The 12,936-nt window shown below is 67.7% G+C and carries 15 protein-coding genes; 14 read left to right on the top strand and 1 reads right to left on the bottom strand.

The window, feature by feature from the left end:
* Positions 1-155: 155 nt before the first annotated feature.
* The 14 genes from AC5P7X_RS02715 (at position 156) to map (ending at position 12,271) form a co-directional block, all read left to right on the top strand.
* A complete protein-coding gene (locus AC5P7X_RS02715) occupies positions 156-1,283 on the top strand; it encodes a metallophosphoesterase (RefSeq protein ID WP_329841630.1) in 1,128 nt (375 codons plus the stop codon).
* A 133-nt stretch (positions 1,284-1,416) separates the two neighbouring features.
* Entirely contained in the window at positions 1,417-2,100 is a 684-nt protein-coding gene (locus AC5P7X_RS02710) for a response regulator (protein ID WP_005415779.1), read from the top strand.
* The gene (locus AC5P7X_RS02705) at positions 2,097-3,476 is read left to right on the top strand and encodes a sensor histidine kinase (protein WP_329841629.1); all 1,380 of its coding nucleotides are present in this window, start codon (positions 2,097-2,099) and stop codon (positions 3,474-3,476) included. Before AC5P7X_RS02710 ends, AC5P7X_RS02705 begins: the two co-directional genes overlap by 4 nt.
* Before the next feature lie 80 nt (positions 3,477-3,556).
* Positions 3,557-4,393 carry an alpha/beta hydrolase gene (locus tag AC5P7X_RS02700; protein ID WP_005415777.1) on the top strand — a complete coding sequence of 279 codons (837 nt, stop codon included), beginning with the start codon at positions 3,557-3,559 and terminating at the stop codon, positions 4,391-4,393.
* Between the two features lies 1 nt (position 4,394).
* Positions 4,395-4,754, top strand: a complete 360-nt coding sequence (locus AC5P7X_RS02695) for an EamA family transporter (protein ID WP_021202495.1) — start codon at positions 4,395-4,397, stop codon at positions 4,752-4,754.
* Positions 4,751-5,149, top strand: coding sequence for a DMT family transporter (locus AC5P7X_RS02690; protein WP_032954032.1), 399 nt, complete (start codon positions 4,751-4,753; stop codon positions 5,147-5,149). Before AC5P7X_RS02695 ends, AC5P7X_RS02690 begins: the two co-directional genes overlap by 4 nt.
* 10 nt (positions 5,150-5,159) lie before the next feature.
* On the top strand, positions 5,160-6,362 hold the full coding sequence (locus tag AC5P7X_RS02685) for a DegT/DnrJ/EryC1/StrS family aminotransferase (protein ID WP_495214396.1): 1,203 nt from the start codon (positions 5,160-5,162) through the stop codon (positions 6,360-6,362).
* 174 nt (positions 6,363-6,536) lie between these two features.
* Positions 6,537-7,253 (top strand): MtnX-like HAD-IB family phosphatase, encoded by a 717-nt coding sequence (locus AC5P7X_RS02680; RefSeq protein WP_070489254.1) that lies wholly within the window; start codon positions 6,537-6,539, stop codon positions 7,251-7,253.
* Between the two features lie 64 nt (positions 7,254-7,317).
* Positions 7,318-8,718, top strand: coding sequence for an aspartate aminotransferase family protein (locus AC5P7X_RS02675; protein ID WP_005408663.1), 1,401 nt, complete (start codon positions 7,318-7,320; stop codon positions 8,716-8,718).
* Between the two features lie 28 nt (positions 8,719-8,746).
* Complete coding sequence (locus tag AC5P7X_RS02670; protein WP_495214395.1) at positions 8,747-9,811, top strand: GNAT family N-acetyltransferase; 1,065 nt, start codon at positions 8,747-8,749, stop codon at positions 9,809-9,811.
* Positions 9,812-9,814: 3 nt separating this feature from the next.
* Positions 9,815-10,699, top strand: a complete 885-nt coding sequence (locus tag AC5P7X_RS02665) for a hypothetical protein (RefSeq protein ID WP_070489257.1) — start codon at positions 9,815-9,817, stop codon at positions 10,697-10,699.
* A 139-nt stretch (positions 10,700-10,838) separates the two neighbouring features.
* Positions 10,839-11,198, top strand: coding sequence for a bleomycin resistance protein (locus tag AC5P7X_RS02660; RefSeq protein WP_053498166.1), 360 nt, complete (start codon positions 10,839-10,841; stop codon positions 11,196-11,198).
* Positions 11,199-11,265: 67 nt separating this feature from the next.
* The gene (locus tag AC5P7X_RS02655) at positions 11,266-11,478 is read left to right on the top strand and encodes a ParD-like family protein (RefSeq protein ID WP_005415768.1); all 213 of its coding nucleotides are present in this window, start codon (positions 11,266-11,268) and stop codon (positions 11,476-11,478) included.
* 10 nt (positions 11,479-11,488) lie between these two features.
* Positions 11,489-12,271 (top strand): type I methionyl aminopeptidase, encoded by a 783-nt coding sequence (map, locus tag AC5P7X_RS02650; protein WP_495214538.1) that lies wholly within the window; start codon positions 11,489-11,491, stop codon positions 12,269-12,271.
* Here the strand turns inward: map and AC5P7X_RS02645 are convergent.
* A complete protein-coding gene (locus tag AC5P7X_RS02645) occupies positions 12,268-12,882 on the bottom strand; it encodes a LysE/ArgO family amino acid transporter (RefSeq protein WP_495214394.1) in 615 nt (204 codons plus the stop codon). The two genes, map and AC5P7X_RS02645, sit on opposite strands and share 4 nt — an antisense overlap.
* Between the last annotated feature and the right edge of the window lie 54 nt (positions 12,883-12,936).

Raw genomic sequence — 12,936 nt, 5'->3', positions numbered from 1 at the left:
ATACGCGGCATCACGACGGGCCTTCTGGGCCCCCGGCCGACGTTCTTGCCGATTGCCTATCCAGACGACTTCACTTCCATGACCCGCCCGTTCGCGCACAACACCACCCGGTCACGCCGGTTAGCATCAGACCTTTCCGCCACTGGATGCCCCCGATGTCGCGCGATCGCCCTTCCCTGCTGACCGCCCTGCTGTTACCCCTGCTGGCCTGCGCCACAGCAACTACGCAGGCGCGCGAGGTGGCCGCGCCCGCCGACCACGTGCAGGCCGATGGCCCCTATGTGTTCCGCCAGGGCGACCGGGTGCAGGCCAAGTGGATCTGTGCCGACAAGGTCGAATCGCGCACGCTTGCCTCCGGGGCAACAGGGACCGATATCGCACCGCGCTGCGGCTACGAACACACCGTGCATGTGGCTGCGCCGAATGCAGCCTCGGTCTCGGTGCTGCCGGCCACACCGCGCATCGTCGCGCTGTCCGACATCCACGGCCAGTATGGGCTGCTGGTGCGCCTGCTGCGTGCCCATCACGTGATCGACGCGCAGGATCGCTGGGCGCTGGGCAAGGACACGCTGGTCATCGCCGGCGACGTGTTCGACCGCGGCCCGCAGGTGACCGAGGCGTTCTGGCTGCTCTACGGCCTGCAGCAGCAGGCGGCCGCCGCCGGTGGCGCCGTGCACTTCGTGCTCGGCAACCACGAAACCATGGTGCTGTATGACGACCTGCGCTACGTCAGCCCGAAGTACCTGCGCAGCGCCCAGCTGCTGGGCCGCAGCTACCCGCAGCTGTATGGCGCCGACTCGGTGATCGGGCAGTGGCTGCGCACCCGACCGGTGCTGCTGAAGATCGGCGATACCCTGTTCCTGCACGGCGGCATCTCGCCCGAGGCGGTGCAGCTGGCGCTGGACCCGGCACGCACCAACGCGGCCTATCAGGCCTCGCTGGGCCTGCCCAGGGCCGAAGTGAAGGCCGACCCGGCCACCGCACCGCTGTATGACGGCAAGACCAGCCCGATCTGGTACCGCGGCTATTTCGATGGCCGCCTCGACACCGCGGGTGTGCAGGCCGTGCTCGACCGCCTGCAGCTCAAGCGCATCGTGGTCGGCCATACCTCGATGCCACACGTCAGCAGCTTCCACGGCGACCGCGTGATCGCCATCGACAGCAGCATCAAGAACGGCGAGAACGGCGAACTGCTGTTCATCGAGGAGGGCAAGCTCAGCCGTGGCCTGCTGGATGGCTCCCGGTTGCCGCTGGCGCGGGGTGAGCCGGGGCTGCAGGACTGAATGGAGGGACAGCGTGACGGCGCCGGGAGGTGCCGGCGCGCTCCACCTTCACCCGGTTTGCGGCTACCCTTCGGCAGCCGAGAGGCCCACCCCGCCCAGCCGGTGGGCCTGACCGTTACAGGAGCCCCCGCGCATGCGCGTTCTGATTGCTGAAGACGACCCGGACATCGCCTCCGGCCTGTGCGCCTCGCTGCGCCGGCAGGGGCACGTGGTCGACCACGTCGACAACGGTGCGCACGCCGATGCAGCACTGGGCTCGACCCAGTACGCGCTGCTGGTGCTGGACCTGGGGCTGCCGCAACTGGATGGCCGCGACGTGCTGCAACGACTGCGCCAGCGTGGCGATGGCCTGGCGGTGCTGGTGGTGACCGCGCGTGACGGCCTGGCCGAGCGGGTGCGCGTGCTCGACCTCGGTGCCGACGACTACCTGGTCAAGCCGTTCGCACTGGACGAATTCGAAGCCCGCGTGCGTGCACAGCTGCGGCGGGTCACCAGCAACGGCAATCCGGACCTGCGCATCGGCCGCTTGCGCCTGGACCTGGCCGGGCACCGCGTATGGATCGACGACCAATCACTTGAACTGACCGCACGCGAGTTCGGCCTGCTGTCGGCGCTGGCGGTGCGTGCAGAGCGCATCGTGTCACGCGCGCAGCTGGTGGAAGCGCTGTGCGACTGGGGCCAGGACCTGACCGACAACGGCCTGGACATCGCCCTGCACCGCCTGCGCCGCAAGCTGCAGCCGGGCGGCATGGGCATCCGCACCGTGCGCGGGCTGGGCTACATGCTGGAAGACGCGCAGGACGGCAGCGCCCCGTGATCAGCGGCCCCCCCAGCCTGCGACGGCGCCTGCTCGCCTTCCTGGCGTTGCCGATGCTTGGCCTGCTCACCTTCAATACGATCCTGGCCTATTACGTTGCGCTGGACTATTCCAACCGCATCCACGACCGCAACCTGATCGACGACACGCACTCGTTCGCACAGATGCTGAGCACCATGCCGGTGACCAGCGACCTGTCTCCGCAGGCGCGCTTCCTGATCGAGTACGAGCCCGACGGCCATCGCTATTTCAACGTGGACAGCAGCCGCCAGGGGACACTCAGCGGCAATGCGGATTTCAGTGCCTACGCGCCTTCGCAGGAATGCACCGGCGTGGACCCCACCCTGTACGATGGCATTCTCAACGGCCAGCCGGTGCGCATGGCCACCGTCTGCACGCGGGCGATGAACGATCCGCAGGACCAGCTGGCGGTGACGGTGGCCGAAAGCATGGCCGAACGACGCCAGCGCGCGCGCGAAATCCTGATGATCATCATCCCGCTGATGACCATGCTGGCGCTGGGCACCGCCGCGCTGGTCTGGTTCGGCGTGACCCATGGCCTGCGCATCCTGACCCCGCTGAGGACCCGCCTGGCGCAGCGCCGCGGCGAACTGGCACCGATCTCCGATGCCGACGTGCCCGAAGAGATCCAGCCGCTGATCAGCACCATCGACGATCTGTTCGCGCGCCAGGCGGAAATGATCACCCTGCAGAACCGTTTCATCGCCGACGCCGCGCACCAGCTGCGCTCGCCGTTGGCCGGCATGGCCCTGCACGTGGACCAGGCACTGGCGCATGGCGACCCGGACACGGTGCGCGAGGCACTGAAGCACATCCGCCGGCTCAACCAGCGCACCGCGCGGGTCAGCACCCAGCTGCTGGCGCTGAGCCGGGCCCAGACCGTGCCGGAGACGGTGGAGGCACTGGACCTGTGCGAACGGGTGCCGCAGTGGGTCGGTACACGCGTGCCTGAAGCGATCCGCGACGGCATCGATCTGGGTTACCGCGGCAGCCCCCAGCCGCTGCGCGTGCTCGGCAACGGTGCCCAGCTGCAGGAAGCACTGGACAACCTGATCGACAATGCGCTGCGCTATGCCGGCCGCGATGCGACCGTTACCGTCGGCGTGCACGCGCTGGATGACAATGACGTCGAACTGTACGTGGAGGACAACGGGCCCGGCGTACCCGAGGACGTGATGCCGCGGCTGGGTGAGCGCTTCTTCCGCGCCCCCGGCACCACCGCCAGCGGCACCGGCCTGGGCCTGGCCATCGCCCACGAGGCGGTAGAGCACTTCGGCGGGCGCCTGACCTTCCTCAACCGCCCCGGCGGCGGACTCAAGGTCGCCATCACACTGCCGCTGCTGAAGGCCCCCTGACCCGGACCGGGGCGCTGAAAGGCTGGCGAAAATCGCGGTTGCGATCCTGACCCTCCCCACTGCCGTCCCGGAGCCGCCAGGTGACCGACTCGCACGACTTCTTCCTCCCCGGTGGCCCGCAGGGCGTGCTGCTGGTTCACGGCCTGACCGGTACCCCGGCGGAAATGCGCATGCTGGGCAAAGGGCTGAACAACGCCGGCTTCACCGTACACGGCGTGCAGCTGCCCGGCCATTGTGGCACCGTGGATGACCTGCTGGCGACCACCTGGGAACAGTGGTACCAGGGCGTGGAAGATGCGGCGGCAAGCCTGCGCGGCAAGGTCGACCAGCTGTTCGTCGGTGGCCTGTCGATGGGCGCGGTGCTGTCGCTGGCACTTGCTGCTCGACGACCGGACTGGGTGTCCGGCGTCGGCGTGTATGGCGCCACGTTCCGCTACGACGGCTGGAACATACCCGCTGTCGCCCGCCTCTCGTTCCTGCTGCCGTGGTTCAAGCGCTTCAACATCGGCCGCGACCGCATGTTCATGGAAGAACCGCCGTACGGCCTGCGCGACGAGCGCCTGCGTGCGCAGGTCAGCGCCGCCATGCTGTCCGGCGACAGCGCGGCGGCAGGCCTTCCGGGCAATCCCTGGCACGCGCTGGCCGAGATGCGTGCGCTGAGCAACTGGACCCGCCGCCACCTGCACCAGGTCACCGCCCCGTGCCTGGTGATGCACGCCCGCGAAGACGACGTGGCCAGCATGGGCAATGCCGAACTGGTGATGTCGCGGGTCAGTGGCCCGAAGGAACTGGTGGTGCTGGAGGACAGCTACCACATGATCACGATCGACCGCGAACGCCGCGAGGTGATCCGCCGCAGCGCGCGCTTCTTCACCGGGATCGGTGAACGCAGCGGCGTCCTCAAGGCGGTGGCCTGAGATGGGGGCACTTGCCACGCTGCTGTGGCTGGCCAATGTCGTGCTCGATACCGGTGGCCAGCTCGCCTTCAAGGCCGCCGCCAGCGACCCGCAGGAGGGCGAGGGACTGCAGCGCTGGAAGCACATGCTCAGCCGCCCCTGGCTGTGGATCGGCATCGCCTGTTACGTGCTTGAGTTCGTCGCCTGGATCGCCTTCCTGTCACTGGTTCCGCTGTCCAAGGGCGTGCTGCTGGGCTCGATCAACATCGTGGCGCTGATGATCGCCGGCCGCATCCTGTTCCGCGAGAAGCTCACGCCATTGCGGGTGACCGGGATGCTGCTGGTCACAGCAGGCGTGGCGGTGGTGGGGGCCGGCTCATGAGGCGCCTGTATGTGATCGGCTTCCCCCTGCTGATGGCCTTCGACACCCTGGCCCAGCTGTGCTTCAAGTACGCCGGCGATGCTGCGCTGCCGGTCGAGGCCAACACCACCTGGCTGCTGCGCGTGCTGTCGCAACCATGGGTGTACGGCGCCATCCTGGGCTACGTGGGTGCGTTCTTCACCTGGATGAGCCTGCTGCGGCATGCGCCGATCGGCCCGGCATTCGCGGCCTCGCACCTGGAAGTGATCAGTGTGCTGCTGCTGTCGGCCTGGCTGCTGAAAGAGCCGCTCACCCTGCACCACCTGGTCGGTGCGGTACTGATCGTGGCCGGCATCGTCTGCCTCGGCCGCGCGGAAGCGGACGACCCGCACAGCCCCGCCGAAAGCACCTCGTGAGCGGGCTGCGATGAGCCTGTTCGCGCGCGAACTGCCACCGACCGCCGGCCTGCCGATGCAGGCCAGCGACTTCCTTCCCGGTGGTGGTGACCTGCGCGGGATCCTGGCCAACCAGCTGGGCACGCCGCCGCTGCAGCTGACCTGTTCCGGCACGCACGCGCTGCTGATCGCCCTGCGCACCTTGCGCAAGCGCGCACCCAGGCGCGACACGGTGATCATGCCGGCCTACACCTGCCCGCTGGTGCCGATCGCGGTGCACAGCCTCGGCCTGCGCGTGCAGCTGTGCGATACCCGGCGCGGCCACTTCGACTTCGATCCCGGCCGGCTCGAACGGTTGGCCGATGCGCGTACGTTGGCCATCCTGCCAACCCACCTCGGCGGTCGCATCGCCGATGTCGAACGGGCCTGCGACATCGCCCGCAGCGCCGGCGCCTGGGTCATCGAAGATGCCGCACAGGCGCTGGGCGCACGGGTGGGCAACAGCAGTGTCGGCCTGCGTGGCGACATCGGATTCTTCAGCCTGGCCGCCGGCAAGGGGCTGAGCCTGCACGAAGGCGGCCTGCTGGTCAGCCGCGATGACGAACTGCGCGCCGAACTGGCCGAGCATGCCGCCGAACAGGTGCGCTTCAACCTGCGCTGGGAACTGCTTCGCAGTGTGCAGCTGCTTGGCCTTGCCGCCTGCTATCGCCCCTCGCTGCTGTCGCTGGTGTACGGCAATCCGCTGCGCAGCGCACTGCAGCGTGGCGATCTGGAAGACGCGGTCGGTGACATTTTCCCGCTGGACATACCGCAGCACCGGGTCAGTCGATGGCGACAGAACATCGGTGCCCATGCCGCGCGGCGATTGCCGGCGTTCCTGCAGGCCGGGCGCCTGCGCGCACTGCAGTTGCGCGTGCAGCTGGCACAACTGCCAGCGGTGGAGGTGGTCGATGGCCTGGCCGGCACCGGCGGCACCTGGCCGATGCTGATGCTGCTGCTGCCCAGCCAGCGCGCGCGCGATGCCGCGCTGGACGACCTGTGGCCGCGCGGCCTCGGTGCCAGCCGCATGTTCATCCATGCCCTGCCCGACTACGCCTACCTGCGTGGCATCGTGCCGCATGAGGACGTGCCCAATGCACGTGACTTCGCCGCACGCATGCTCACCCTTGGCAACAGCGCCTGGCAGACCCGTGAGGAAACGGGCGAAATACTGCAGGTCTTGGCCCGCGCCTGACCCGCACGTGCATGCGTGGCCTGCGCTCCGCGCATTCATCCATGTACTTTCCTGAACGCTTTCCCAGCCCGTCAAAAGCGCCTTTCAACAGGAAAGGAACGAGAAAGGCGGCCTGCCTACATTGAGCCTGCCCCGGCAATGTGCCGGACGCCTTTCTCATCGACGGACCTGCCCATGCACTGGAGCATCCTGTGTGACTTCGACGGCACCATCAGCCTCGAAGATGTCATCGACTCGCTGCTGGAAAAGTACGGCCAGCCGGGCTGGCAGGAACTGGAAGACCAGTGGAAGGCGGGAAAGATCGGCTCGCGTGAATGCATGCAGGGCCAGGTGCGGCTGCTGGAACTGGATCCGGCCACGCTTGATGCCCATCTGGACCAGGTGCAGATCGATCCAGGTTTCGTCGCCTTCGTCGCTCGCACCGAGCAGCTGGGCCTGCCACTGCGCATCGTCAGCGACGGCCTGGACTATGCGATCCATCGCATCCTCGCCAACCACGGCCTGGCGCAGCTGCCGGTGGTGGCCAACCACCTGCGCTGGTGCGATGACCACTGGGAACTGGAATCGCCCTACCAGGCCCAAGGCTGCCGCAGTGGCACCTGCAAATGCGCCTGCGCCGCGCAGGCGCGCGCCAAGGAAGCACCGCGCGTGCTGATGATCGGCGACGGCAGCTCGGATTTCTGCGTGTCCGAAGACGCCGACTTCGTGTTCGCCAAGCGCCGCCTGATTACCCATTGCACGAATGCCGGCATCGAGCATGCCGCCATCGACACCTTCCACGATGCAATCGCACTGCTGCCGCGCTTGCTCGATGGCAGCCTGCTGCAGCCACGTCGCCTCGACGCCAGCCCGCAGCCCGCCGCACTGCCCCTGCTGCTTGCCACCGCCTGAGCACTCCCTTCCAGGCGCGCTCCCCTGTTACCCCTTTCGAACGTCCTTCACGGAACCGAACTGCATGAATATTTTTGACAAGAACGCCGACGCCGCTGCCTCCGATGCGCAGCTGCTGGCCGACGAAGCCCGCTACAGCTCCTTCGGCGACACCGTCCACTACGTCGATCCGCCGAAGATCTTCCAGCGCGGCGAAGGCAGCTACATGTTCGACGGCGCGGGCGTGCCCTACCTCGACCTGCAGATGTGGTACTCGGCGTGCAACTTCGGCTACAGCAACAAGCGCCTGAACGATGCACTGAAGGACCAGATCGACACCCTGCCTCAGGTCGCCAGCCAGTACCTGCACCCGACCCGCGTGCAGCTGGCCAAGACCATTGCCGTGGACATGCACGAGAAGTTCGGCCTCGACGGCCGCGTGCACTTCAACGTCGGCGGTGCGCAGGCCATTGAAGACTCGCTGAAGATCGTGCGCAACGCGCGCGGCGGCAAGAGCCTGATGTTCGCCTTCGAAGGCGGCTACCACGGCCGCACCCTGGGTGCGTCTTCGATCACCTCCAGCTACCGCTACCGCCGCCGCTACGGCCACTTCGGCGAGCGCGCGATGTTCATCCCGTTCCCGTACCCCTTCCGTCGCCCGAAGGGCATGACTCCGGACGAGTACTCCGACCACTGCGTGTGGCAGTTCGAGCGCCTGTTCGAAAGCGAGTACAACGGCGTGTGGGATCCCAAGGTCGGCCAGGCCGAGTACGCCGCGTTCTACGTCGAGCCGATCCAGGGCACCGGTGGCTACGTCATCCCGCCGCGCAACTTCTTCACCGGCCTCAAGCGCGTGCTGGACAAGTACGGCATCCTGATGGTCGTCGATGAAATCCAGATGGGCTTCTGGCGCACCGGCAAGCTGTGGTCGATCGAGCACTTCGGCGTGACCCCGGACGTGCTGGTGTTCGGCAAGGCGCTGACCAACGGCCTGAACCCGCTGTCGGGCCTGTGGGCGCGCGAAGAGCTGATCAACCCGACCGTGTTCCCGCCGGGCTCCACCCACTCCACCTTCAACTCCAACCCACTGGGCACCCGCCTGGGCCTGGAAGTGCTGAAGCTGGGCAAGGAAATGGATTACGAGCGCACCGTGCCGGAAAAGGGGGCGTACTTCCTCGACGGCCTGCGCGGCCTGCAGAAGCGCCACCCGGAAATCGGCGACGTCGACGGCCTGGGCCTGGCGCTGCGTGCGGAAATCTGCCAGGCCGACGGCTATACCCCGAACAAGGAGCTGCTGGACCGCATGGTCGACATCGGCCTGGCCGGTGACCTGCTGCACGACGGCAAGCGCATGGGCCTCGTGCTCGACGTGGGTGGCTGGTACAAGAACGTGATCACCTTCGCGCCGTCGCTGGACATCAGCTACGAAGAAATCGACCTGGCGATCACCCTGCTCGACCAGGCGCTGACCAAGGCCAAGGGCTGAGGTCGATGCGCTGCCGGTTCCCGTGCCGATGGAGATGACGTCACGCGCATCCAGCACCGCGCTGGAACCGACCGCGCTGCTGGAGGGCTTCCTCGCCCACCCCCCGCTCGGATTCGAGGCAGGCCGCCTTCCCAGCGGCCTGCCGACCTTCCGTGCGCCGCTGGACCTGACCACCACGATGGATGACGAACTGCGCGGCAGGCTGCTCGGCCTGCCGCTGTCGCGCCTGTGGCGGCCGTGGATCACCTGGAAGACGCGCTTCGTCGGTGCCACCAGCACCGAGTACACCCCGCTGCCGGCACACGTTGCCCCGGAGGCGCTGGCCGAGGACGTGACGCGTCACGCGATCGGCGATACCCGGCTGCTTGTGGTGAAGGACCTGGCAGTCGATTCACCGCTGCTGGACGACGCGGCCAACGCACACAGCGGCGCCTTCCTGCAGGCGCTGCTGGCACGCGGCTTCGTCGAACTGGAAGGCATGCCGCTGGCCTGGGTGGCGATCGATTTCGATTCGCTCGACGACTATCTCGGCCGCCTGTCATCCTCGCGCCGCAAGAACATCCGTCGCAAGTTGCGTTCGCGCGATGACCTGCAGATCGACTGCATCGCCACCGGCAACCCGGCCCTGGCCGACCCGCAACTGCAGGCCGAACTGTACGCGCTGTACCTGGGCGTATACGCGCAGAGCGCGGTGCATTTCGACCAGCTCGACCTGCCCTATTTCCAGTACCTGCTGGCCGACAGCCAGGGCCAGGGACGGATGTTCCTGTACCGCCACCAGGGCCGGTTGATCGGCTGGAACCTGTGCTACGTGCATGCCGGCAAGCTGGTGGACAAGTACATCGGCCTGGCCTATCCGCAGTCGCGCGAGCACAACCTGTACGCGGTCAGCTGGATGCACAACCTCGAGTACGCGCTGCAGCACGGCCTGAGCCACTACGTGGCCGGCTGGACCGACTCGCGCATCAAGGCCGAACTGGGTGCGCGCTTCACCTCCACCCGGCACGCGATCCACGCACGCTCCCCGCTGCTGCGCGCCGCCCTGCGCAAGCTGGCCCCGCACCTGCAGGGCGAACCTGATGGAGGCGGTTGAACGATGCCGTTGCGTTCCCCGCTGATCCTGGACCTGGACGGTGGCGTGCTGCCGCTGCCACAGGCACAGACCCTGGCCCTGCCGCAGTGGCATGACCCGCTGCGCTTTGCCTGCAGCAATGCCACCCTGGACCGTTTCGCCGCTGACGTGCTGGCACCACTGCCGGCCCAGCTCGGAACCGTCATGCTCGGCAGTGGCGACTTCCACCACCTCAGCCTGCCACTGCTGCGCCGCATGCGCGGGCAGGCCCCGTTCCAGCTGGTGGTGCTGGACAACCATCCGGACAACATGCGGTTCCCGCTCGGCATGCACTGCGGCTCGTGGGTGAACGCCGCCAGCAAGCTGCCGCAGATCTCGCACATCCATGTGCTCGGCATCACTTCCAGCGATATCGGCCTCGGTCATGCCTGGGAGAACCACTGGCGACCGCTGATGGGTGGACGCCTGACGTACTGGTGCATGGACGTGGACGTGGGCTGGGGCCACCGCCTCGGCATGGGCCGTGCGTTCCGACGCTTCGAGCACCCGGAAGCACTGGTCGCCGCGTTCGCCGCCGAGCAGGCCGCATCCCCACAGCCGACCTACCTGTCGATCGACAAGGATGTATTCGCCGAGGACGTTGCGCGAAGCAACTGGGACCAGGGCCGCTTCCAGCTGGAACACGCACTGGTGGTGATCGAAGCACTGCGCGCCGGTGGCCTGGTCGGCAGTGACATCACCGGCGAAGTTTCGCTGGCCAACTACCAGAGCCGCTTCAAGCGCTGGCTGTCGTCGCTGGATGGCCAGCCCGACATCAGCGCCGAGGACCTGCCGGTCTGGCAGGCACGGCACCAACAGGTCAACCGCGAGCTGCTGGCCGCGATGGCCGCCCTACCGACGGCCTGCTGACCGCGTCGGTCGTGCCGGCGCTGGCCGGCATGGCTTCGGTAGTGCCGGCCGCTGGCCGGCAACCTCATTGTTCCCGGGCTCACGGGAATGCCGGCCAGCGGCCGGCACTACACTGGGTTCCCGCCCCGGAGCCCTCGCCATGCCCCAGACCGTCATCCCGCAACTGCGCATGCGCCATGCCGATACCACCCTGCCGTTCTACGTGCAGGGGCTGGGTTTCGTGGTCGACTGGGAACACCGCTTCGAAGCCGGTTTGCCGCTGTTCGCCCAGCTCACCCGCGATGGCCAGACGATCTTCCTCACCGAGCACAGCGGTGACTGCGAGGTCGGCGGCGCGGTGTACTTCATCGTCGACGACGTCGACAGCCTGTACCGCGCCTTCAGCGCCGCCAACGTGCCGATCGAGCAGCCACCGCATGACACCGACTGGGGCAGCCGCGAAATGCTGCTGCGCGACCCCGACGGCAACCGCCTGCGCTTTGCCACCCACCTGGACTGAACAACGCGGGCTTGAGGCGGATATACGAAACATATACGCTTCGTATATTCCCACTCCAGGACCGCCGATGGGCATCGTCAACATCGATGACACCCTGCACGACCAGCTGCGCCGTGCCTGCACTGTCTCCAGCCGTTCGATCAACGCCCAGGCCAACTTCTGGATCCGGGTCGGCATGCTGTGCGAGATGAACCCCACGCTGAGCTTCCAGGACATCGTCGCCAGCGAACTGCGCGCAGCCGGCGTGCAGCCGCCGCTGCTGGCACCGGGACAGGTCTGAGCAGATGGCGATCATCAAGCGCCCCGACGAGATCGCGCTGATGGCCGAATCGGGCCGCCTGCTGGCGCAGGTGTTCGCCGCGCTCGACCGGCTGCCGCTGCAGGGCCGCAGCACGATGGAGATCAACGATTTCGTCGAACGCATGATCGTTGACGAGCTGCAGGCGCGGCCGGCCAGCAAGGGCCAGTACGGCTTCCCGTACGTGCTCAACGCCTCGATCGACAACGTGATCTGCCACGGCGTACCCAGCACCACCGACGTGCTGCGCAACGGCCAGATCGTCAACCTCGACATCACCCTGGAGAAGAACGGCTACATCGCCGACTCCAGCACCACCTACCTGGTGGGCGAGGTCGACTACGCCGCGCGCAGGCTGGTGCAGGCCGCCTGCCAGGCGATGTGGGAAGGCATCGCCGCGGTGCGCCCCGGCGCGCGCCTGGGCGACATCGGCCACGCCATCGCCCGCTACGCGCGCAGCCACGGCTACAGCGTGGTGAAGGAATACTGCGGCCATGGCATCGGCCAGGAAATGCACGAGGAACCGCAGATCCTGCACTACGGCCATCCCAACACCGGCCTGGTGCTGGATGAGGGCATGGTGTTCACCATCGAGCCGATGCTCAACCAGGGCAGGCCGGCCATCCGCCAGCAGCCGGACCAATGGCCGGTCTACACCCGCGACGGCAAGCTGTCTGCCCAGTTCGAGCACACGGTGGCGGTTACCCGCAACGGCGTGCGCGTATTGACCCTGCGCCCCGGCGAAACGCCATTGTGCGCGGTGGATGCGGCCTAGAGCGGACGCAACAGAAGCAGCGTTGCCAGGCAGAACATGAAGATCGCGACGCCCCCATCCAGCACCCGCCAGGCGTCCGGCCTGCGGAACACCGGCTGCACCAGGCGCGCGCCATAGCCCAGCGTGCAGAACCAGGCCACGCTGGCGGCGCACGCACCGGCGGCGAACGCCCAGCGCAGGTCACCGGGGTAGCGCGTGGACAGGCTGCCCAGCAACACCACCGTATCCAGATAGACGTGCGGGTTGAGCAGGGTGAAGGCCAGGCAGGTCAGCAGCACCTGCCGTCCGCTGCCGCCCTGCGCCTCGGCGGCGGCCAGCGCACTGCCACCCCGCCATGCGCGCAGCCCCGCCTGCAGGCCATACCAGAGCAGGAAGGCCGCGCCACCGAAGCGCAGCCCCTGCAGCAGCAGCGGCCACTGCAGCACCAGCGCGCCCATGCCGCCCACGCCCGCCAGGATCAGCACGATGTCCGCGCCGGCGCAGGCCAGCACCACCTTCCCCACATGGCGCTGCTGCAGGCCCTGGCGCAGGACGAAGGCGTTCTGCGCACCGATGGCGATGACCAGGCCGGCACCTGCGAACAGGCCGGCGGCGGTAGCGGCGATCCACATCAGGACAGGCCAGGCAGCGAGGGGACACGCAGGGTGAGGCCAATGGCGATGTTT

It is taken from the genome of Stenotrophomonas sp. YJH_SMC_53, assembly GCF_059369995.1.
Note: the sequence above shows the minus strand (reverse complement) of the source record. Positions and strands in the feature narration are given on the sequence as shown.

Bases quoted from the DNA above. Each gene is read 5' to 3' on its own strand.
- AC5P7X_RS02715 (WP_329841630.1), top strand. From the start codon at position 156: ATGTCGCGCGATCGCCCTTCCCTGCTGACCGCCCTGCTGTTACCCCTG.
- AC5P7X_RS02710 (WP_005415779.1), top strand. From the start codon at position 1,417: ATGCGCGTTCTGATTGCTGAAGACGACCCGGACATCGCCTCCGGCCTG.
- AC5P7X_RS02695 (WP_021202495.1), top strand. From the start codon at position 4,395: ATGGGGGCACTTGCCACGCTGCTGTGGCTGGCCAATGTCGTGCTCGAT.
- AC5P7X_RS02690 (WP_032954032.1), top strand. From the start codon at position 4,751: ATGAGGCGCCTGTATGTGATCGGCTTCCCCCTGCTGATGGCCTTCGAC.
- AC5P7X_RS02685 (WP_495214396.1), top strand. From the start codon at position 5,160: ATGAGCCTGTTCGCGCGCGAACTGCCACCGACCGCCGGCCTGCCGATG.
- AC5P7X_RS02680 (WP_070489254.1), top strand. From the start codon at position 6,537: ATGCACTGGAGCATCCTGTGTGACTTCGACGGCACCATCAGCCTCGAA.
- AC5P7X_RS02675 (WP_005408663.1), top strand. From the start codon at position 7,318: ATGAATATTTTTGACAAGAACGCCGACGCCGCTGCCTCCGATGCGCAG.
- AC5P7X_RS02670 (WP_495214395.1), top strand. From the start codon at position 8,747: ATGGAGATGACGTCACGCGCATCCAGCACCGCGCTGGAACCGACCGCG.
- AC5P7X_RS02665 (WP_070489257.1), top strand. From the start codon at position 9,815: ATGCCGTTGCGTTCCCCGCTGATCCTGGACCTGGACGGTGGCGTGCTG.
- AC5P7X_RS02660 (WP_053498166.1), top strand. From the start codon at position 10,839: ATGCCCCAGACCGTCATCCCGCAACTGCGCATGCGCCATGCCGATACC.
- AC5P7X_RS02655 (WP_005415768.1), top strand. From the start codon at position 11,266: ATGGGCATCGTCAACATCGATGACACCCTGCACGACCAGCTGCGCCGT.
- AC5P7X_RS02645 (WP_495214394.1), bottom strand. From the start codon at position 12,882: ATGTGGATCGCCGCTACCGCCGCCGGCCTGTTCGCAGGTGCCGGCCTG.